Source organism: Fusibacter sp. (genome assembly GCF_057447755.1).
Window position 1 is genome coordinate 41,045 of the sequence record NZ_JBVBZF010000001.1, and the last position, 21,132, is coordinate 62,176.

21 protein-coding genes are annotated in these 21,132 nt (G+C 37.0%); all 21 read left to right on the plus strand.

Translation table 11 applies throughout. The features are described 5' to 3' along the window. Window positions 1-44 precede the first annotated feature (44 nt). Window positions 45-1,637, plus strand: coding sequence for a portal protein (locus AC220I_RS00160; protein WP_486721811.1), 1,593 nt, complete (start codon window positions 45-47; stop codon window positions 1,635-1,637). A 49-nt stretch (window positions 1,638-1,686) separates the two neighbouring features. Continuing rightward, window positions 1,687-1,866 (plus strand): hypothetical protein, encoded by a 180-nt coding sequence (locus AC220I_RS00165; RefSeq protein ID WP_486721812.1) that lies wholly within the window; start codon window positions 1,687-1,689, stop codon window positions 1,864-1,866. A 16-nt stretch (window positions 1,867-1,882) separates the two neighbouring features. After that, complete coding sequence (locus AC220I_RS00170; protein WP_486721813.1) at window positions 1,883-2,515, plus strand: hypothetical protein; 633 nt, start codon at window positions 1,883-1,885, stop codon at window positions 2,513-2,515. 176 nt (window positions 2,516-2,691) lie between these two features. Then, window positions 2,692-3,627, plus strand: coding sequence for a hypothetical protein (locus AC220I_RS00175; RefSeq protein WP_486721814.1), 936 nt, complete (start codon window positions 2,692-2,694; stop codon window positions 3,625-3,627). A gap of 38 nt (window positions 3,628-3,665) precedes the next feature. Then, window positions 3,666-5,150: a hypothetical protein gene (locus AC220I_RS00180; RefSeq protein WP_486721815.1), complete on the plus strand. Its 1,485-nt coding sequence runs from the start codon at window positions 3,666-3,668 to the stop codon at window positions 5,148-5,150. Window positions 5,151-5,232: 82 nt separating this feature from the next. Further along, a complete protein-coding gene (locus AC220I_RS00185) occupies window positions 5,233-5,955 on the plus strand; it encodes a LamG domain-containing protein (RefSeq protein WP_486721816.1) in 723 nt (240 codons plus the stop codon). 30 nt (window positions 5,956-5,985) lie between these two features. After that, window positions 5,986-6,204: a hypothetical protein gene (locus tag AC220I_RS00190; RefSeq protein WP_486721817.1), complete on the plus strand. Its 219-nt coding sequence runs from the start codon at window positions 5,986-5,988 to the stop codon at window positions 6,202-6,204. Next, the gene (locus AC220I_RS00195; RefSeq protein WP_486721818.1) at window positions 6,192-6,677 is read left to right on the plus strand and encodes a CYTH domain-containing protein; all 486 of its coding nucleotides are present in this window, start codon (window positions 6,192-6,194) and stop codon (window positions 6,675-6,677) included. Before AC220I_RS00190 ends, AC220I_RS00195 begins: the two co-directional genes overlap by 13 nt. Before the next feature lie 33 nt (window positions 6,678-6,710). Continuing rightward, window positions 6,711-7,049, plus strand: a complete 339-nt coding sequence (locus AC220I_RS00200) for a hypothetical protein (RefSeq protein ID WP_486721819.1) — start codon at window positions 6,711-6,713, stop codon at window positions 7,047-7,049. 59 nt (window positions 7,050-7,108) lie between these two features. Continuing rightward, window positions 7,109-10,030 (plus strand): hypothetical protein, encoded by a 2,922-nt coding sequence (locus tag AC220I_RS00205; protein ID WP_486721820.1) that lies wholly within the window; start codon window positions 7,109-7,111, stop codon window positions 10,028-10,030. Window positions 10,031-10,034: 4 nt separating this feature from the next. Then, entirely contained in the window at window positions 10,035-11,561 is a 1,527-nt protein-coding gene (locus AC220I_RS00210) for a hypothetical protein (RefSeq protein ID WP_486721821.1), read from the plus strand. Continuing rightward, complete coding sequence (locus AC220I_RS00215) at window positions 11,561-12,304, plus strand: tail sheath stabilizer and completion protein (RefSeq protein WP_486721822.1); 744 nt, start codon at window positions 11,561-11,563, stop codon at window positions 12,302-12,304. Before AC220I_RS00210 ends, AC220I_RS00215 begins: the two co-directional genes overlap by 1 nt. A gap of 75 nt (window positions 12,305-12,379) precedes the next feature. Next, complete coding sequence (locus AC220I_RS00220; protein ID WP_486721823.1) at window positions 12,380-14,842, plus strand: phage tail sheath C-terminal domain-containing protein; 2,463 nt, start codon at window positions 12,380-12,382, stop codon at window positions 14,840-14,842. Window positions 14,843-14,881: 39 nt separating this feature from the next. Then, entirely contained in the window at window positions 14,882-15,469 is a 588-nt protein-coding gene (locus AC220I_RS00225) for a hypothetical protein (protein ID WP_486721824.1), read from the plus strand. A gap of 101 nt (window positions 15,470-15,570) precedes the next feature. After that, window positions 15,571-16,863, plus strand: a complete 1,293-nt coding sequence (locus tag AC220I_RS00230) for a hypothetical protein (protein WP_486721825.1) — start codon at window positions 15,571-15,573, stop codon at window positions 16,861-16,863. Then, entirely contained in the window at window positions 16,863-17,309 is a 447-nt protein-coding gene (locus AC220I_RS00235) for a TnsA endonuclease N-terminal domain-containing protein (RefSeq protein WP_486721826.1), read from the plus strand. Before AC220I_RS00230 ends, AC220I_RS00235 begins: the two co-directional genes overlap by 1 nt. Next, on the plus strand, window positions 17,306-17,737 hold the full coding sequence (locus AC220I_RS00240) for a hypothetical protein (RefSeq protein WP_486721827.1): 432 nt from the start codon (window positions 17,306-17,308) through the stop codon (window positions 17,735-17,737). The genes AC220I_RS00235 and AC220I_RS00240 overlap by 4 nt, the downstream gene beginning before the upstream one ends. 121 nt (window positions 17,738-17,858) lie before the next feature. After that, window positions 17,859-18,299 (plus strand): hypothetical protein, encoded by a 441-nt coding sequence (locus AC220I_RS00245; RefSeq protein WP_486721828.1) that lies wholly within the window; start codon window positions 17,859-17,861, stop codon window positions 18,297-18,299. 7 nt (window positions 18,300-18,306) lie between these two features. After that, entirely contained in the window at window positions 18,307-18,780 is a 474-nt protein-coding gene (locus AC220I_RS00250; RefSeq protein ID WP_486721829.1) for a hypothetical protein, read from the plus strand. A 23-nt stretch (window positions 18,781-18,803) separates the two neighbouring features. Further along, complete coding sequence (locus AC220I_RS00255; RefSeq protein WP_486721830.1) at window positions 18,804-19,424, plus strand: hypothetical protein; 621 nt, start codon at window positions 18,804-18,806, stop codon at window positions 19,422-19,424. Window positions 19,425-19,454: 30 nt separating this feature from the next. Next, window positions 19,455-21,098, plus strand: a complete 1,644-nt coding sequence (locus AC220I_RS00260) for a terminase large subunit domain-containing protein (RefSeq protein WP_486721831.1) — start codon at window positions 19,455-19,457, stop codon at window positions 21,096-21,098. The last annotated feature ends 34 nt before the right edge of the window (window positions 21,099-21,132 follow it).

Sequence of the window (21,132 nt, forward strand, 5' to 3'; positions counted from 1 at the left end):
ATCCATAAATAGCCCAAACCACAACCAACAAGTGAGAACCAAAGATGGCTAAATTTAAAGGATATTTTAAGGTAGTCAAGCCTACCCCTGCAACTGAAATTGTTGCAGATAATCAAGATACTACGGGTGGTAACGAGTATGGAAACTACACTTGGTATCAAAGATTAGTTCAAGGATCGTCAACGCGCCTAACTCGCTACAAAGAATATGATTTAATGGATCAGGATGTGGAAGTAGCACGTGCGTTAGACACAATTGCTGAAGAAATGACTGGTAATAATACACGTACTGACTTACCAATTAATCTTGATATGCAAGTAGAAGAAGGACAAGAAGTAGCAAATGCTGTTGTTATGACATTACGTGCTGCTATGCGACATTGGTGTGATATACACGATTGGGAAAATAGACTCTTCAAAGTAGCACGTAATACAGTTAAATATGGTGACATATTTTTTAAACGTCAGGGTGCACATAAGAAATGGGAGTTCATGCATCCTAAGAAAACATTAGCTGCTCTTGTTGATAAAGATGATGTTACAAAAGTTATTGGTTGGCAATTAAAAACTGGTACTAAACAAGCAATTCCTGGTGGTGGGGGTCTAAAACCTTTAAGTTCACCACAAGTTTATGATTCAGAGTTGGTAGCAGCTGAAGAGATTATTCGTTTTTCGTTGAATGATGATATGTCAGATACAGCACCATTTGGTGAATCTATTTTACGTTCAGTATTCAAAGCCCATCGTCAGAAAGAACTATTAGAAGATGCAATTATCATATACCGTGTTCAGCGTGCACCTGAAAGACGTGTCTTCTATATTGATGTTGGTAAAATGCCTCCCCAACGTTCAAAACAATATCTTGAACAAATTAAAAATGAAATTCGTCAAAAGAAGATTCCAACTAATGTTAATGGTAAAGATGCTATAGATTCTGTTTACAATCCACAATCTATGTCGGAAGACTTCTTTTTTGCTTCTCGTCCAGACGGTCGAGGATCACGCGTTGAAACTTTACCAGGTGGTCAAGGCTTAGGTGAATTAGCTGACCTAGAGTACTTTCAAGATAAAGTATTTCGTGGTCTTCGTGTTCCAGTTTCTTGGATGAAGTCTAGTGCTGATAATGCCCTATTCAATGATGGCAAGGTTGGTACAGCGTACATTGAAGAACTGCGTTTCTGCCTTTATGTTATGCGTTTACAAGGCTATCTAGAACAAACTCTTGATGATGAATTCAAACGTTTCTTACGTGATTGTAATATTCAAATTGATGAAACACTATATCGCATTCGTTTACCAGAACCTTCTAACTTTGGTCGCTATCGTGAGCAAGAAGTTGATGCTCAATTACTTGGATCTTATGGTTCAGCTGATAGTGTCACACATCTATCCAAACGCTTCATTCTTAAGCGTTATCTACAACTTACTGATGATGAAATTCTTACCAATGAACGTCTATTGCGTCAAGAGCGTGGACTTGATCCAAATGGCGGTGATGAAGATTTACCAACATTGTACGGTTCAGGTGAAGAACTTGGTGGTGAAGAAGGGCTAGGTATGGAAGCAGGTGGCGAAGGTAGTGAAATGATAGCTGGTGGTGGAGGAGAAATGGGTGGTGAGCAGGAACTCAGCATTTAATTCTGCTAAATACTTCGTAACTATATAAATATAAGATAGGAGACCTAAAATGGCCGACAAGCAAAAATTACACGACATGTTAGATGCATTAACTGATAAAAAGGGCGAAGAAGCTCAAGTTTCTTTTCATGGTTACGCTCAAGAAAAGATGAAAGAGTTAATTCATCCAACTGTCGAAGATGATCTCACACCTGACTTTACAGATGATGATGGTGATGGGGACGAATAAATTAAGGAGTTAAATCATGGAATTACTCTTCGAAGAGTTGTCACCACAAGAAGCTAATATCATTTGTGAAGAATCTACATCTGGAACAAAAGATGTTTGGCTTTCAGGCATTTTTATGCAAGCAGATATCAGAAATCGTAATGGACGTAATTATCCATTATCAGAAATTGCAAATGCTGTATCAGGTGCCCAAAATGCAATCAAATCACATAATGGTATTATGGGTGAGTTAGATCATCCTCAAACTCTTACCATTAATCTTGATCGAGTATCTCATATTATTACTGAATTGAAAATGGATGGTAGTAATGCAATGGGAAGAGCAAAAATTCTTAATACTCCAATGGGCAATATTGCAAAACAACTTGTTGAAAGTGGTGTTGCGTTAGGTGTTTCTAGTCGTGGGGCTGGTGCCGTAAATGAAAGTGGTGGTGTTTCAGGTTTTAACTTTGTTACTGTAGATATTGTTGCTACACCTTCCGCACCAGGGGCTATGCCAAATACAATATACGAATCTTTAGAAATGGCTAAGAATGGTAAAGTTGTAATGGATTTGGCTGAAGCCGCTCGTTACGATTCTCGTGCCCAAGAATATTTTAAGAAAGAATTTTTACGCTTTTTGTCCAGTGGGTTATTCCAAAAGAAATAATTCAAAACCAAAAAACGAAAAAAATATAGAATATACGTTATTTTATAACTAATTGATTATTAAGGAATTTTACAACTCTCATAGTTGTAATTTTTCTTGATAAGTCAACTGGTTATAAATATCTATATCTAATTAAAAGTTATTTTACTCAGATACATTATTTGAAGGAGAGTGTGATGGAAGAGCTTTTAGCTAAATTGATGGAAACCGAAATCCTTTCGGAAGACACCAAAAAAGAGCTTGAGGATGCTTTCAATAAACAGCTCGAAGAAGCCATTGAAGCAGCCCGTAAAGAGACTGAAGAAGCTGTACGCGTTGAATTGACTGAAAAATGGGTTGCTGAAAAAGATGCCCTAATTGATGCAGTTGACGTTAAAGTAACTGAATATCTTGCTGATGAAATGAAAGAATTGACTGAAGATATTGAACGTTATCGTGACCTTGAAGCTGAATTTGCAGAAAAGTTAGTCGAAGCCAAAGCGGCTATGAAAGAAGAACTTAAAGGTGATATGAGCGAATTGGTCGAAGCAGTTGATGCATTCTTAGAAATGCGTCTTGCAAAAGAAATTGAAGAACTTCATGAAGACATTGAAGAAGTTAAGAAATTAGAATTTGGTCGTAAGATTTTTGAAGGTATTGTTGCTGAATACCGTGACAATTTTGTTGATGGTGAAGGTGTTGAGGCTGAGCTTCATGAAGTTCGTCAGCAATTAAATGATGTTACAATGCAACTTGCTGAATCAGAAAAAGCCCGTGACGAAATGGAACGTAATGCTAAGTTGGAAGAAGTTTTAGAACCTCTTGATGGCAAAGCACGTGATGTTATGGAAGCAATTTTGGGTAATATCCCAACAGATAAGATTGATGAAGCTTATAGCACATTCATCGGTCGTGTATTAAAAGAAGCTGAAGAAGACAGTTCAGAGAAGGAAGATAAAGTACTAGCTGAAGGTTCTCAAAAAGCTGAAGAAAAGAAAACATTGGATGAAGCAGACAAAGTCACTGGTGACGAGATTGTTACAGAAGATGTTGATAAAAAAGACGATGACAAGATTGGACTTTCCGAATCTGCTCGTTCGAGTTTGAAACGTTTAGCTGGTCTTGCTAAGTAACTTTAGCCTAACCATTTAAAACTAAGGAGTTTATTAAAATGGAAGAACTTTTTGAAAATTGGTCCGAAACCAAAGACGCTTTGTTGGAAGGTTTGGATGCAAATAAAGCTAAGATCGTAGAACCTCTTTTGGATAACCAAAAAGACTACCTTCTTTCTGAAACGGCTGCAGCAGGTGCTACACAGGCACATGACATTGCTGGTTTCCGTAAGATTTTAATCCCAATGATTCGTCGTATCATTCCTGGTACAATTGCTACCGAACTTGTTGGTGTACAGCCTATGCAAGGTCCTGTTGGTCTTGTTTACTCTCTACGTTACAAGTATGGTGAAGATGCACAGCATATCAATGCTGGTGATGAAGCATTTGGTAACAACCCACGTATTGAACAGTTCTATTCTGGTACAATTGGCTCAACACAAGCTGCTGGTGCTTCTGGTATTGGTCCTGGTGCACCTGGTGATATCGGTGACGGTCTTGCTGCTCCAATTGCTGATAACGTATTAGTTGTTGGCGTTACATATGTAATCGCTTCAGTTGGTACAGGTGATTGGCGTTCTGTCGGTGCCCAAGACAATAATATTGGTACTGTGTTTGTTGCAACTGGAACAGATAATGGTGGTGCTGCTTCTGGTACTGCTGCTGAAGTTCTTGGTGGTGGCGGTACTTGGGGTTCAAGTTTAGACATGTTCGACGTAACCAAGTTCGGTCATACCGTAATGGGTGGTTCTGGTTCCTTCATTGAAGGTTCTGGTGGTCGTAAGATGAACATGGAAGTCTTGAGTCAACCTGTTCAAGCAGGTTCTCGTAAGTTGCAAGCTGGCTGGACCATCGAAGCAATGCAAGACTTAAATGCTCAACACGGTCTTGATCTTGAAAACGAAATGACACAGGCATTGTCTGCTGAAATCGTTCAAGAAATCGACAACGAAATTATTCACGACTTGTTAGCTTTGGCTGGCACAGTTGCAACTTTTGATTACGCTGGTCTTCCTGCTGATTTGTCTCCTAACTACATTGGTGACAAGTTCGCTAACTTGGCAATCGTAATTAACTGGGTTGCTAACGAAATCGGTCGTAAGACTCGTCGTGGTGTTGGTAACTTCATCGTAGTTTCTCCAATGATCGTTTCTGTATTGCAAAGTGCTGCTAAGTCAGTATTTGCACCAGCAGTTGAAGGTTCCTTCAAAGGTCCTAACAACACAATGTTGGTTGGTACATTGAACGGTTCATTGAAAGTATACAGCTACTTGTGGAACCAAGTACAACCTGGTGCTGGCTCTTCTGACCAGATCTTGGTTGGTTACAAGGGTGGCAACGGTGAAACCGATTCTGGTTACTTCTACTGCCCATATGTTCCTTTGATGTCTTCTGGCGTTGTTGTGAATCCTTTGACTTTCCAACCTGTTGTCTCTTTGATGACTCGTTATGGTAAGACAACTTTCACTGATACCCAAACATCTCTTGGCAACAGTGCAGATTACTACGGTAAGATCACAGTTAACAACATTTCGTTCGTATAATTGTAAATCTTCCATAGGAAGTCGTTTAGAAGCCCAACATATGTTGGGCTTCTTTTTTGCCTGAAAGAAAATAAATACTACTATGCCAAATTTACTGAATAAACCTTATTATGCCCCACCACCTGTATTACCTCCTGGTGATCCAAATATTTTAATGTTATTACATGGTGATGGACCAGATGGATCTAATGTTATTACCGACAGTTCAGTATATGGTCATGTTCAGCAAAATCTTGGGGCTGTAAATACAAATACTGATGGAGTGTTTGGTGGTAGCTGTATCAATTTTGCTACTGGTGGAACAGATTTTGTGTATGATACAGAATTTACACTTGGTACAAGTGATTTTACATTTGATACATGGTACAAACCAACAGGAAATTTTGGTAGTACAGGGTTTGAACAAGCAACTAATACATTTTCTCTTCCTGGCAGTTCAACACAGGTAGGTTTGTATATGTACCGAAGTTACAGCTGGTTTTATGGTTATAACTATACTGGTATAGGTATTGGATACTTTTATAATGCTGGTAGTGGAAATTCATTCTCTGGACAAGCTAAAACATGGATCAATCTATCTGGTTGGCATCATATCGCAATGGTTCGAAATGCAGGAACTGTTACAATTTATCTTGATGGGGTAACAGCTAGTACATTTACGAATACTGCAAGTATTGGGGACTTAGCTAGTAATCCATTGTTTGGGGGTTCATATAATAATTATTTAATGGATGAAGTTCGTTTGACTAATGATGTTCGATGGACTACAGACTTTACGCCGCCATCTTCTCCTTATACAGTTTAACTTTTTCATTTAGTTGTGTATAGTTGTGGGATGTTAATACTCGCACAAAAACACAATTTTGATTTTGATGACATGACGATTATTTTTCAGCATGTCACTGATTTTTTAGAAAAATATGCTAGTTGTCCAGATGAGATAACCTATGTGTATTCCTCACTTACCCTTCACAATATAGAATATCAAATTACTGTTGATTGTGATGTTGATGGTAAAATAAATGAAATAAAGGTGAAAGAATGCAAGAAATAGAACGTAAATTTGTACTTCATGAAGATTTATTTCAACTTATTCCACACCATGCCCGCGAATCAAAAGTTATCATCCGTCAAGGCTATCTATCTACAGATCCAGATCTTAGTGTTCGTATTCGCTTAACAGATCCTTGGAGTATTGCTTGCTTGACTGCTAAGTCACCTGCATGTGGTTTAACTCGTGAAGAAACAGAATGTTATATTGAATATACTGATGGCGTTAAATTATATCGTCTTGCTAAACATGTAATTCTTAAACATCGTTATCGTTTTGAAGTTAATGATCTTGACTGGGAAATAGATGTATATGCTGATGATAATACAGGACTTGTTATTGCTGAGGTTGAGATGGATGCTGAACACCAATATGTAGACCTACCACATTGGTCTATGACTGAAGTCACTGATGATCCAAAATACTCTAATATGAATTTAGCTCAGAATCCGTACCTGAACTGGAACTCTGCATAAATAATAACTGGGTTATCATACTGAGGATTAATCATGGAATTATCATTCAAACAATACTTAGCTAGCAAAGAAAAGTTGCGTGAAGCAATTAAACAGACTCCTATTCAAATTATTGAATATACTGTTAAGCGTTATAGTAAGTTGCCTATTGGTGAAAGCAAAGCAACTCGTGAATACGTTGCTTTGTGCCCAAAACAAAAAATCTTTGTTGAGTGGGAATATACTAATATTGATGATACTCCTACCCCTTTAAGTGTTAGTTTTGCTGGCGTTCGTGACCTTTTAGAAGGGGAACAACATTCTGTATTGTGGGATGGAGATAAACTTCAAGAATGGCTTAGTAAAAATACTGCTGAAGTAACAAAAATCTGAGCTACCCACCGAGAAACCATCTTTTGTATAAATACTTCTACGATAATTGGGAGTAATTTATGCCTACTTTTGAACCATTTAAAGACAGTCCTGCTGGTAATATTCATACAGAAGGGCAACAAATTTCCCTGTCTCTGGTTAAGACAGGTCCAACAACTGCGCGTGTTTCTTGGGATATTCCAACTCCTTCTGCTGGCTGTGATAGTACAACCCAAGCATATAACGGTATTGTTATTATGTTGGATACCACACCAGAAAATATTACAAAGGTTCCTGTCGATGGAACCAAATATTCAGCCGATCCAACAGCTGACTATGATTTACATGCTGGTGATAGAATTGGAACAGCTTTAGTTGTTGGTGCTTTCTACGATGATAAAACAACTTTATTCTTAGATATCACAGGCTTAGATCCAGATACTCCATACTATGTGTCAGGTCATGCAGTCGATAATGTGCTTAGATACCACTTAGAAGGTGTTCATGCTTATGTCCTAGGGTATGGTAATCAGGACCGAGCTGATACAAATGGTTACCAAATTCTCGATGCTGGTGTTGCTGGTACAGATTTGACAGGACTATTAACTGGTACTAATTATACATTTAAGTTTGACTTAGATGATAGATTTTTTGACCATCCTGCAAATGAACAATTAACAGTACAATTATCAGGCACAACACCATCATTAGATCATACAGATGATCCAGTTATTACAATTGATGGAACATTAGCTCAAACATATGATGAGTTAATAGCTGAAATTAATAAACAATTTGCATTATTAGATAGTCCACCTCAAAGTACTGGTGCTCCTAATTTAGGATCATACTTTTATGACAATGGTACATTATATCAGTGGGATGGAATGGTACATAATAGTCTAGATGTAATTGTACAAAATGATGATCCGACTGTTATAACTCTTGGGGCTTTTTGGTATGATAGTGATGATGATATCCTATACAAATACAGTGGTACATGGGATCCACAAACCGTAATACAATATAGCACTGATCCAACCCAACCAGAATGTACAGACTTTTGGTTTGATGGTTTGAATGGTTATCAATGGAATGGTACTGTATGGGAATTAAAAACTCTATACAACCAAGAAATCGATCCTTCTTTGCCACCTGTGCTTACTTGTCCATATTATTGGTATGATGAGAATTCATTATACCTATACGAGTGGAATGATGAAACCGCTGCTTGGGATCAGGTTGATCCAGTAATGAATGCTACCGACCCAACAATTGTTGCATTGAATGATTATTGGTATGATACGGTTAATGGTTTGGTTAAACAGTGGGATGGTCTAGTTTGGAATACCTTAACAGTATCAAACACAACAACCGAACCAACCATGCCAATGAATGGTGATCTATGGTTTAATCCAAACACAGAAGAACTAAAACAATACAATTCAACAACTTTAGTTTGGGATACACTGAGTATTCTTGTTTCACCATTCGAACCAAATAATCCACCTTCGGCAGCTCTGTGGTGGGATACTACATTGAATGTTATTAAGGTTTGGGATGTTACCACAAGTCTGTGGGATGTTGCAGCTAACTTTGTAGAGTCAGCCATTGATCCTTCGGCAGCTGAAGTAATGGTTACAGGTGATTTGTGGTATAAGCCAAGTACGGACACTTTGTATCAATGGGATGGTACAAATTGGGTTGCTGTAGAATTTATGTTTTATGCAACGGACCCAACATTACCTAATATTGGTGATTATTGGCAGAATGGTACACTATTTTATGAATGGACTGGTGCTTGGACTCCTATCACATATACAAGCACAAAAACAGATCCATACACACCAACTGCTGGTGATTTTTGGTTTGATGCTGATGGTAGTACATTGTATCAATGGAGTGGTACTGCATGGGTAAGTATGTTATATTCAACTACACCATACACACCAACTAAAGGTGATATCTATTTTGATCTTGGTACAAACCAACTAATGAAATGGGATGGTACTTCTTGGGTTCAAACAATACCAAAAGCAATTGTTTCCTTATTAGATGGTGACTTAAAGTTTGCTAGTACATCCACAGGTAGTAAGTCTGGTATTGCAATTGTTGAAGATGAAGGTGATTTGTTTCCTACTTTAACAGCAGGTATTACATATAATCCACCAATTGTTGGTACGGATGGATTGAGTGGAACACCATCTTATGCAGAAATAGGTGTAGGTAATGATGGTTCACCTGATGAACGCCGTGAGTTAATTGATAGTATTCGGGCTCAGTTAGGTTATCCAGTTATTGATGTTGAGTTAACAAAATATCAATGGGATCAATGTATCAATGGTGCAATAGAAGAATTTAGACGCAGAAGCGCAACAGCATATCGTCGAGCCTATTTCTTCATGGATATTGAACCTGGTAAACAAATTTATACTTTAACAGATGAACGAGTTGGATTTCATAAAATTGTTAACATTATGGATATCTATCGTACTCAATCATCATTCTTAGGTACAGCAGAAGGTCAAGGTGTATATGGTCAATTGTTATTGCAACATTTGTATCAACTAGGTACTTTTGATTTAATTAGTTACCATTTAGTCAATGAATATGTTGAAACGATGGGACAAATGTTTGCTGCAGGTATCCAATATCATTGGTATGAAGATACTCGTCAATTACTACTCGAACAAGCTTTCTGGCGTCCAGAACGTATTTTGCTTGATGCAGAGATTGAACGAACTGAACAAGAATTAATTAAAGATAGATGGTCTAAAACATGGATTGAAAATTTTGCTATGGCATCAGCAATGTTACTCTTAGCACAAATTCGTGGAAAGTATGCTTCCTTACCTGGTGCAGGTGGTGGTGTTGCATTGAATGCTGCTGACCTAAATCAACAAGCTGAAATCATGTTTGAAGAATTATATCAGGAAATGGATGACTTTTTAGTAAGTAATAAGGAATGGGTCGGAATGGGATCTGACTTTATTATAGGATAATACAATGGCATGTGATGAGCGTACAGGTTGCCCACCAACTACTGATTGTAAAACAGAGTGGGATTTAACCAGATCAAATGATAAATGTTTTGTTGACAAGGTAGTCAATGAAGCTCTAAACATTGCTGGTGCTCAAATAAATGTCTTTAAGTTGCTTGGTATTCACGAGCAACAACTTTTAATGGACCAAGTAGGAAATGGCTCACCACTAACGAGTGGAAACCCTAGTGCCTTTCCAGTTATTAATGCTTTTACGAATAACAGCTTGGAATGGAGATCAACTCAAAAAGGAGCCGATGTAGTAACATCTGCTTTTATTGGTTATGACTTTGGAACAATTAAGCTTTCAAGTGGACGTGAACGTTATGGAATTGATACATCAATTCGTAAGTTAGTTTCGACCATTGTTATAAAGCAAGGTGCACATAGAGTTACTAGAGCACGAATTGAACGTTCTGATGATGGTTTAAAATGGTATGGGGCTGCAATTATCGACTTAGAAGATGATGCAGCTGAACATACAATAAGTTTTAAGCGCTCCGTTCCATCACGTTATTGGAGGATCCGTCCACTTGAATTTCAAGGTGGGACTGCAGATCCTTGGAACGTTGAGCGCTTACAATTAGTTTTTTATAACGATACGAGACTAGAAAATTTTGATGAAGATCCATTATTCATTGAATTACGTAATCGTGACTATGCTAATGAAACTATCGAAATTAAAGGTAGTTATGATTTGATTGATGTTCAAGCAGAAATGAATAAAATTGGATTCGATGTACCAGCACAACAATTGTACATTCAAGTTGCTTTTAGTTCAGTTGTTGAACTATTGGGTCGTCCATTAATTATTGGTGATATATTAGAATTACCTAACGAAACTCAATATGATGCTCACATGAATCCAATAAAGAAATATCTTGAAGTAACTGATGTGGGTTGGAGTACGGAAGGTTATGGTCCGAGCTGGCAACCAACAGTGTTGCGTGTAATAGCTCAACCAGCCCTTGCAAGTCAAGAAACACAAGATGTATTCGGTGATCTTAAACCTAAGTTAGGGGCTGATGGATTTCTTGACCTTAATACTGATAAGTATGCTGATCTTACAGATGCTACTGATCGTATCACAAATGCTGCAAAAGATGCAGTGCCTGAACGAGGCACAGACTTGGCTGATGTGGCTGAGATTTCTCAAGAGGTTATTCAAGCTAATCTTGATGCAACTGGAAACGATTTAAGTAAATTAAATATTAACCCCAAAAGCCTATATACAGAAGATGCTCTTCCTCCTAACGGTGAAGAATATACAGTTGGTGATGATTTTCCAACAAACCCTATTGATGGTGCATACCACCGTATGACTTATTCAGGTCTGGCAGAAGATGTTCCACCTCGTTTGTATCGTTGGTCAATTATAAAGAATAGATGGTTATATATAGAAACAGATAGACGTTTCCAATATAACAAGACGAAACCTACCTTACAAGAATTCTTGGAAAGTGGAGTGTCGCTTAAAAAGGTTGAAAAATAATGTATTACTATGATGAACAGATCAAAAGTTACTTGTTGCAATTTGCATCTATTTTTACTGAGATGCAAGTTATGTTTGGTAAGACTGAAGATCGTGATAAAGGACTAGTACCAGTTAAGGTTCATTATGGTTCAAAAGATAGAGTTGCTGCTGCAATATTACATAAGAATACTCAGAATGCCCCAATTAGACTACCGGCAATTGCCATATATGTTTCAAACATTGAAATGGCACCAAATCGTAGAAAAGGTGTTGGGGGAACTGATCGTCATACACATTTACCTCGTGGTGGTTTGATACCTGATGATTTACAGGTTGTTCATCGTTATGTACCAATTCCTTATGACTTAACAGTTGAACTATCCATCTTTGCTAGTAACCAAGATCAACAAATGCAAATCTTAGAACAGATATTAATGCTTTTTGATCCTATGTTACAGATTCAAATTTCAGATGGTCCATTCGATTGGACCAAAATAACACAGGTTGAATTAACAGGGGTTCGCATGGAAGAAAACTATCCTTCTGGTGCTGATCCCCGACTGATTCATACATCTTTGGACTTTCAAATTCCGATTTATATAGCCCCTCCAGCTAACTTAAAACATGATTTTGTTGAGAAAATTAAGATGAGAATTAGTGCAACAGACTTATCAACAGAACTTGCTGATATTGTTGCAGAATTTGATGCTCAAGGTATTGAGTATACTACAGTAACATCAGTCGATGATATTGTAACTTAATAATTAAGCGGATTTAGGTACCCAAAGATAAATAATACAAGGATTTAACTAGATAGTAATTTAGGGAGATAAAAAATGGCAAACCTAGTTTCACCAGGCGTATCAGTAACTATTACGGATGAAAGTTTTTTCATTCCTGCTGCTGCCCCTACAGTACCTCTACTTTTCGTTGCCACTGCCGAAGAGAAAGTCCAACCTGATGGCATTTCGCCAGCTGTTGGTACATACGAGCATGATGTTGTTCGTACTGTAACTTCCCTTTCTCAGAGTTTGCAGTTATATGGTGTTCCTCGTTTCTTGGAAGATTTTCAAGGTAACCAACATCATGGTGATGCACGAAATGAGTATGGACTATTTGCATTGAACCAATTCTTGGGTGCTGGTAACAGAGCCTTTGTTGTTCGTGCAAATGTTAACTTAAATGATAATTTAGATGATATTCGTACTTCTTGGACTTCCAAGATGAATGATGCTGGTTTTGTTCTTCAAAACTTAGTTCAAGCATACATGGACGAATATAATGTTGCAAATGGTTTAATTGTAGGTTCTCCTGGTTATAAGACAACTGTAACATCTAGTGAGTTGATCTCCCTTGCTCACCAAGCCACAGCAGATGTCTGGGATAGTTTTACGTTTGCCAATCTTGAAACAGATTTCTTTGATGATAATACAAATCCAGCAACAGCATCGGCTGCATATCAATTAGTTGATGTTGGTGGCAATATTGCTGATACTGCTGGTTATCAAGTTGTAGATTTTGTTGCTGTCGAAGTTGGTACAAATCTACACAACTTGGGCACAAATACATATGACTTCACCATCACAGTTGATGGTGGTGCTGCACAGCCTATTAGTGTTGCAACAGTAACAGGTGGTACATTACAAGATGTAATTGATACAATTAACTTGGCAATGACTGGTGCGACAGCTGCACTTAATGTTGGTGGTGATTTAGTATTCACTAGTGCCACAACAGGTGTAAGTTCAACAATCTTATTAGCTGATGGTACAACTTTGCCATTCTTCAGTGCATTGCATGCAGTTCATCCTTTGACAGGTGGTTATCCATCTGGTATATTAACACCAGTTCCTGGTGCCGTTGGTGGTACTCCTACTGGTCTAATGAATGATGCAACTGTGTACACTGCAACAATTAATGTTGATGGTACAAACAAAGCAATCACCGTTACAGGTAGTGCTGCTCAAACATATATTTCATTAATCAATGAAATTAATACAGACTTGGCTGGTGCTGCTACTGTTACCACAACAGCTGGCAACTTAAAAGTAACTTCTGCTATTACTGGTTCAGGTGGTTCTGTTATTATTACAGATGTCGACTTATTCAGTTCATTAACACAGTATGTTAGCCTAGGTACACCAATTGGTGGTGTTGATGCAGATGCATTAATGCCTGTTTATGAAAATGGTTATGCTTTAGCATCTACTAACGACTTCTATGGTTTAGAAGGTATGATTGCTGATTGTGTATTGCAAGGATACTGCCCAACAGTTGCAAATGAATTTACAGCTTTGGAGTCTAAAGATGTTCTTTTAGATGCTGCTGATTTATTTGCTTACACAGTTGAATTTTTGAATAAGACAAGTTTGGGTGCTAATGATGCTGCACGTCGTGTTGCAATCGTTACAGCACTACAAGCAACAATTAACTCTAATACAGACATTAGAGCTGAAACTTTAGAATATAATTTAATCCTATGTCCTGGTTATCATGAAACTGTTGATGAAATGAAAGCACTTTCTGATGACATTGAACAAGAAGCAATGGTTATTGCAGATACTCCAATGAGTATGAATGCTGATGATGTTGTTACTTGGGCTGATACAAATTCAGAACGTCAACATGGTGAAAATGTTGCTTACTACTACCCACATGGAATTGCATCTAATTTAGATGGTAAGAATGTTTATGTGGCTGCAAGTGGTGTTGCTCTTCGTACTATCACTTTTAGTGACAATGTTAGTGATTTGTGGTTTGCTCCTGCAGGTACTCGTCGTGGTCTTGTTTCTGGTGTAGCTCAAGTTGGTTATGTTTCAGGAACTCTTGGAACAGCAACTAAATTTAATGAGATTGCATTAAACAAAGGTCAACGCGATAACTTGTATAAATACACAACAAATATTAACCCAATTGTATTCTTCCCAGGTCGTGGTATTCTTATCTGGGGTCAAAAGACTTCTGCATCTGCAGCGAGTGCACGAGATCGTATTAACGTAGAACGTATGTTAATGTATATCAAGCGTCAATTACGTAAGAACACATTACCATTCTTGTTCCAACCAAACGATCAGCTAACTCGCAATAACTTGAAAGCAGCTGTTGATGGATTCTTGGGCGATATTATGGCTAAGCGTGGTTTGTATGACTTCGCCACAGTTTGTGACGATTCAAACAATACACCTGATCGCATAGATAGAAATGAGATGTACATAGATGTTGCATTGAAGCCAACGAAAGCAGCTGAATTTTTATACATCCCAATTCGCGTAGTTGCAACTGGTGCTGAGTTGTTCTAACGGATTATAAATAATAAGGATTAAAGGGAGACATTTAAAATGGCAACAATTAACGACATTGGTATTCCTGGATTAGACGGTGCTGGTATCTTACAACCTAAGTCACGTAACCGTTGGAGAATAACATTCGCCAATATGGGTGGTGGAGTAGATTCTCAGCCAGTATCAGTCCAAGCAGTTACTGTTACACGACCAACACTATCTTTTGAAGAAGTGGAACTTCACCGTTACAATTCTCGTGCTTGGGTTGCTGGTAAACATATGTGGGAACCAGTCACCTTGACAATTGAAGATGATTTGACAGGTGGGGCTACTCGTGTAATTCAAGAACAATTACAGAAGCAACAATGGTTGATTGGGGCTGAAGGACAGTTTTTAGCAGCTGCAGCTGAAGGTTCAATTTATAAGTTTGTTACATACTTAGACATGCTTGATGGTAATGAAACAGTTGTTGAGAAGTGGACTATGGAAGGTTGCTGGTTACAGAACGTTGATTATACGGAAATGGACTATGCAGTATCTGAAGCAGTTCAAATCACAATGAGTGTTCGTTTTGATCATGCTCGTCAAGATGTTACTGGATACACTGCTGGTCAGGGTATTGGTACAGGTGGCGCTGGTATTTAAAGTTTAGCACAGGGACGTGCATTTATAGGAAAGGCTCGTTTTTACGAGCCTTTTTCTTTTCTAACTTCCTAATAAATACTAAAAATATTATTGGAGTCTAAATGGCTATTGATCCACGTAAATTTATTATTTCTTGTCCTGAAAAGGAGAAGCCAACTGACAAGTTCTCAGCATTTGATGCAATATCAAATGTTTCTGGTCTTGAAATTCAAAACAAAGCATTTGATCGACTACGTACACTTGTAAAGATTGGTAATACTGCTCAGAAGAATACTGTTGTTGGAGATGGTGTTGCTTGGGTCTTTGATAAAATGGGACTAAATTATGAGTTAACAAATTCATCAATATTACAATTTAGCCCAAGTGTTGCTAATACAGCAATTGGTTCTGCAAAGCAAATTGCAGAGAAAATCAAACAAGGTAATTTTCAATTAGAAGATATTCCACAATATCTTGCTGATTTTACCAATCTTGAAAAATTAATCAAAGGTTTATATACAGACCCAAAAGAAGTTAATCAGGCTATTGAAGTATGTCAGTCAACTCATTATGCTTCAGATTTGATTGGTTATGCACCAAAATTCAAATTCATGTTTGTAGTTGAATTTGTTTTAAATGGAGAATATCATCCAACTTTTTTAGCAAATGGTAATAGAAAAACTGCAGCCTTTTGCCAAACATTTGAACGACCAAATCCAACTTTTGAATATGAAATGGTTAATATGTATAACTTTCGTACAAGAGTTTTAACAAAAGTTACTTACCCATCAGCAACTATGACATTTTTAGATGATAGTCAAAATCATGTTATGGAATTCTTTCAACAATATATGCGTGAAATGAGCCCATTATATCGTTTAGAAGATCCTTCAGATTTTGAAAATAATGGGATGAATTTCTCGTCCAATGCTCGTTCATCTTCAATGAAACAACCATCGATCGCTCCACACAAAGATATCTTTCGTGAAATTCGTGTTTATCATTTGTGGCAAAGTGGTCGATATTTTAATCTGTATCGTTACTTCAATCCTAAAATTGAAGAGATTCAATTTGATCCATATGATATGGCTGACGGTCAAACAACCACAATTGGTTGCCAATTTGCATATGATAGTCTAAATGTTCAAACGGGTTTATATTTTGGTGCTCATGGTGAATTTGTTGATGGATTGAAAGAAGCAAGTGCATTGGGTCAATCACAGTTGCGTTTTACTGGTGAAGATTATGGTTCACCAAGCACTGTTGATGATCTATATGAAGAATCGTACCAAGATGAAGCTATATCAGCATTAGAGGATCGTGCAGAAGACGCACTCGGAGGATACGGAAGTAATGTTACGGACAGCATTAAAGCCAATATACCAAGTGTAGATGATGTCGACTTTGGTTTCTAATGGCAAGATGGCAAAAAGGTAACTATACACCTAAAAATCCTGATAAGTACATCGGAGATCCCTCTAAAATCGTGTACAGATCAAGTTGGGAACGATCCTTTTGTGAGTTCTTGGACAACAATATAAACGTTTTAGAATGGGCTTCTGAGGAAGTTGCAATACCTTATTTAAAGCCAACTGATAATCGAGTGCACAAATATTACCCTGATTTTTATATTAAGTATCGAAACAAAGATGGTGATATTGTTCAAGAAATAGTTGAGATCAAGCCAAAGAATCAAACATACCATACTGTACGGCAATCTCGTGCAAGAAATCCTAAAACCCGATTGGTAGAGAATCTTACAGCCGCAATAAATAAGGCGAAATGGTTGGCTGCATCACAGTGGTGTCAACAGCGTGGTATTGTATTCAGAATTTTGACAGAACAGGATTTGTTTAAATGAGATTAGATGAAATTTTCAATAGATCATTTGCAACATGGGAATGGGGAGAATCTTCACTATTTGATGCAGTGGCTCGATTTGAAATTGATTCAGATAAAATTGAAGTTGGATTTAATATAAGTTATGGAGATGAGGTTGCTGCTTATGGATTTCAAGTACCAGCCTCTACACGATTTGCTGAATTTGCATTTAGTCGCAACAAGAAACAGAAATTAACTGGTACTGGAAATGCAATTCCAATATTATCAACTGTAGCACAAATTTGTAAAGAGTTTGTTCAAGAGCACAATCTACAAGGAATTGTATTTTTAGCTTCTATAAACGAGCCAAGTCGAGTTAAATTATATAATAGAATATGTAAAAAATTAGATCCACACTTTCAACAAGAATTAGATGGTCATCATGTTTTTTATTTAGCACTCGTATAAGATTAGTGAGAATATAATGGCAAATACAACAAAAACAATAATTCAACATCAAGTAACACATCCAGTGGTGTCAACAGCGTGGTATTACATTTAGGATTTTAACAGAACAGGATTTATTCAAGTGAAATTATTTGAAATATTTGATAAACCTGAAGTAATAGATATTGACCATCGTCCTATGTCTGGTGGTGAACAAATTTTTATTACAATGTCTAATCATGATATAATTATGGTCGGATTTCATGCTCTAGATTATCAACGAATGGAAAATGCTTTCGATATTGAATTAGATCCAAATGCTAATATTGTAGAAGTAAATTTTTCTCGAAATGGTGAAACAAGACTATCTGGTGAAGGAAATGCTTTCTCAATTTTTGGAGTTATATTAGACCAAATCCAAAAATATATAAGACAACATAATGTAACACATTTATTCTTTACTTCTGATTTTAAGGAAGTTTCACGAGTAAAATTATATAGACGAATGTTGGCTCGGTTAGATCCAAATTTTCTTGAACAACATATTTCTCGAGAAATTTACTTTTTGGCGAGTATACAATGAGATAACTATGGCAAAAACAACAAAAACAACAACGCATCAACAAGTAACACATCCAGTTGAAGATGTCTTCGATATTGAACCAGGAACTACTCTTGTAGAACTAGAACAACGTTCAACAGAACTTGTTCCACACGAAACTTACGATGAAAAAGATCGTGAACTAGAAGACCAGTTTCAAGAAGTTTATGATGCAGCTTTTGATGCATTTGAATCACAGAGTCAAGAAGCAGAATTAGTTGAAGGTAAGTATAAAGCCCGTAATATGGAAGTAGCTGCCAATTTACTTAATACTGCTTTAAATGCTGCAAAAGAAAAAGCAACAATGAAACAACACAAAGATAAGCTCCAAAGAATGTCTCCAAAAGATATGCCTGGTGGGGCTAGAACAGTTAACAATAATATCATTGTTGACCGTAATGATTTATTAAAACAAATTCTATCTCAAGATCCTGACGAAAAAGATATTACTCCGAAAGAATGAAACTAATTGAACTTTTCGAAGCAGTGCAACCTCGTGTTAGTCGTGGTGATAAAGCACAACAGAATGTAGATGCCTATCTTCAAGATTATTTCGGAGATAGGTATAAATCTCGTGCTATTGCTGAAAAGTTTAAGAAACATGGTGACATTGTTGCAACCTTAGATGGTGAAGAAATTCAGATTGAAGTAAAAAGACGGAAAAATGTTACATCACCAATTAAAATGTATGAAAAGATGATAGGTCGAGATCAACCAGATCAAACGTTAGATGCAGTTGCTAGAAGTTATGGTTATGTTGACTTCACCGATATGGTTGAAGGACTAAGACAAGAGAATCCCAGAATAGGATTTCCTGGCGATAAAGGTACACCCAAGTCAGGTAGCATTTATGTTTCGATTACAGAACGACCTGTACTATCTAAAATTCGACAATATATTTTAAAATCTTTACGAGAAGGTGGAGATCATTATTTTGCTATCTATAATGCAGATGATAAGTCTACTTCTATCTTTCATACTGGTCTAGGATCTAATCCAATGGGTGCACCGAGACTTCCCAACATTCGACAAATAGTATTAGACACATATGGTGGTGGATATAAAAATAAAATGAGAGCTGGTTTGAAAATTACCTTTAATAGGTAACCCTCTAATTTATAATACTAAATATCCATTATGGCAAGTCGAAAGAATAATCCAGGGATCAAGGGAGCCGGTGAACAAACGGAATTTACTCCCGAACAAGTGCTTGAGCTTAAAAAGTGTGCTCAAGATCCTGTGCATTTCATTAAAACATATGCCCGTATTCAACACCCCATGCGAGGTTCTGTACCATTTGCTCTGTACCCCTATCAAGAAAGAATGGTAGAGAACTTCAAAAATAATCGTTTCAATGTTGTTCTAAGTGCTAGACAAACTGGTAAATCAACCGTCTCGGCAATTTATCTTTTATGGCATGCAATTTTTAATTTTGATCAAACGATTCTAATTGCTTCAAACAAAAACTCAAATGCTATGGAAATGATCCATAGAATACGTTATGCTTATGAAAATTTGCCTAATTGGTTAAAGCCTGGTGTTTTAGATGATGGATGGAACAAACATAATGTAGGCTTTGATAATGGATCACGTATTGTATCAACAGCAACGTCTGAAGATGCTGGTCGTGGTATGTCTATTTCATTACTATTTTTAGATGAATTTGCGTTTGTTAAACCTGGTATCCAAGAAGAATTTTGGACTTCTATTTCACCTACCTTATCTACTGGTGGTGGATGCATTATGTCTTCTACACCAAATGGAGATATTAATCTATTTGCACAAATATGGAGAAGTGCTGAAGTTGGTCTTGATGTTGGTGTTGGTGAAGGACATAAGTTTCCATTCTACCCAACACGAGTTCGTTGGGATGAGCCACCTGGACGTGACGAAGCATTTAAACAAGCACAGATTGCAACTCTTGGTAAATTGAAGTGGGACCAGGAATATGAATGTGAATTTTTATCTTCAGATGCATTGTTAATTGATTCTACGTTAACAGGAATGTTAGATACAAATCGTAAACCATTCTTACACTCACAAAATGATTTTCAATTTTTTGGCGAATTTAAAGAGAAAGAAATTTACTTAGTCGGTGTCGACCCCTCAACAGGCACAGGAATGGACTTTAGTGTTATTGAAGTATTTCACTTTCCATCAATGTTTCAAGTTGCTGAGTTCAGATCAAATACACTTTCATCACCTGAAGTCTATGCAAAGATGAAATGGATTATTCGACAAATGGAATTAAAAGGTTGCACAGTTTACTTTTCTGTTGAAAATAATGGTGTTGGTGAAGGTATTATTGCTTTGTATCAAAATGATGAAAATCCTTCTAACTCTGCAGAAATGGTTTCTGAAGAAGGGAAGAAACGTTTTGGGATGACAACAACTAAGAAGAAAAAGATGAGAGCAGCTTTGGATTTTCGTTTGTTAATTGAAAGAGGTGGAATACAATTAAACTCAGTTGTTCTTCTTAAAGAAATTAAAACCTTTGCACGTAAAAGAGATAGTTACGAAGCTCAGGTTGGAAGTACTGATGACTGTATAATGGCTTCATTAATATGTGTAAGATTGTTGGGTGAAATTGCTTCTTATGAACAGGAAGCATTTGACAAATTATATACTGTAGATGAAGATGAATATACAAATGAGGAATTCTTTGATGAGAATGATGAACCACTTCCAATGTTGATGGGTGATGTATTCGACCCAAATGATAATACCCCCGACTTTAGTGCATTTTCTTCATTACCTCCTCCAAACTCTCCTTTCAAATAAGTTGTAAATCCTTCAATTATCGTTGATAATATTT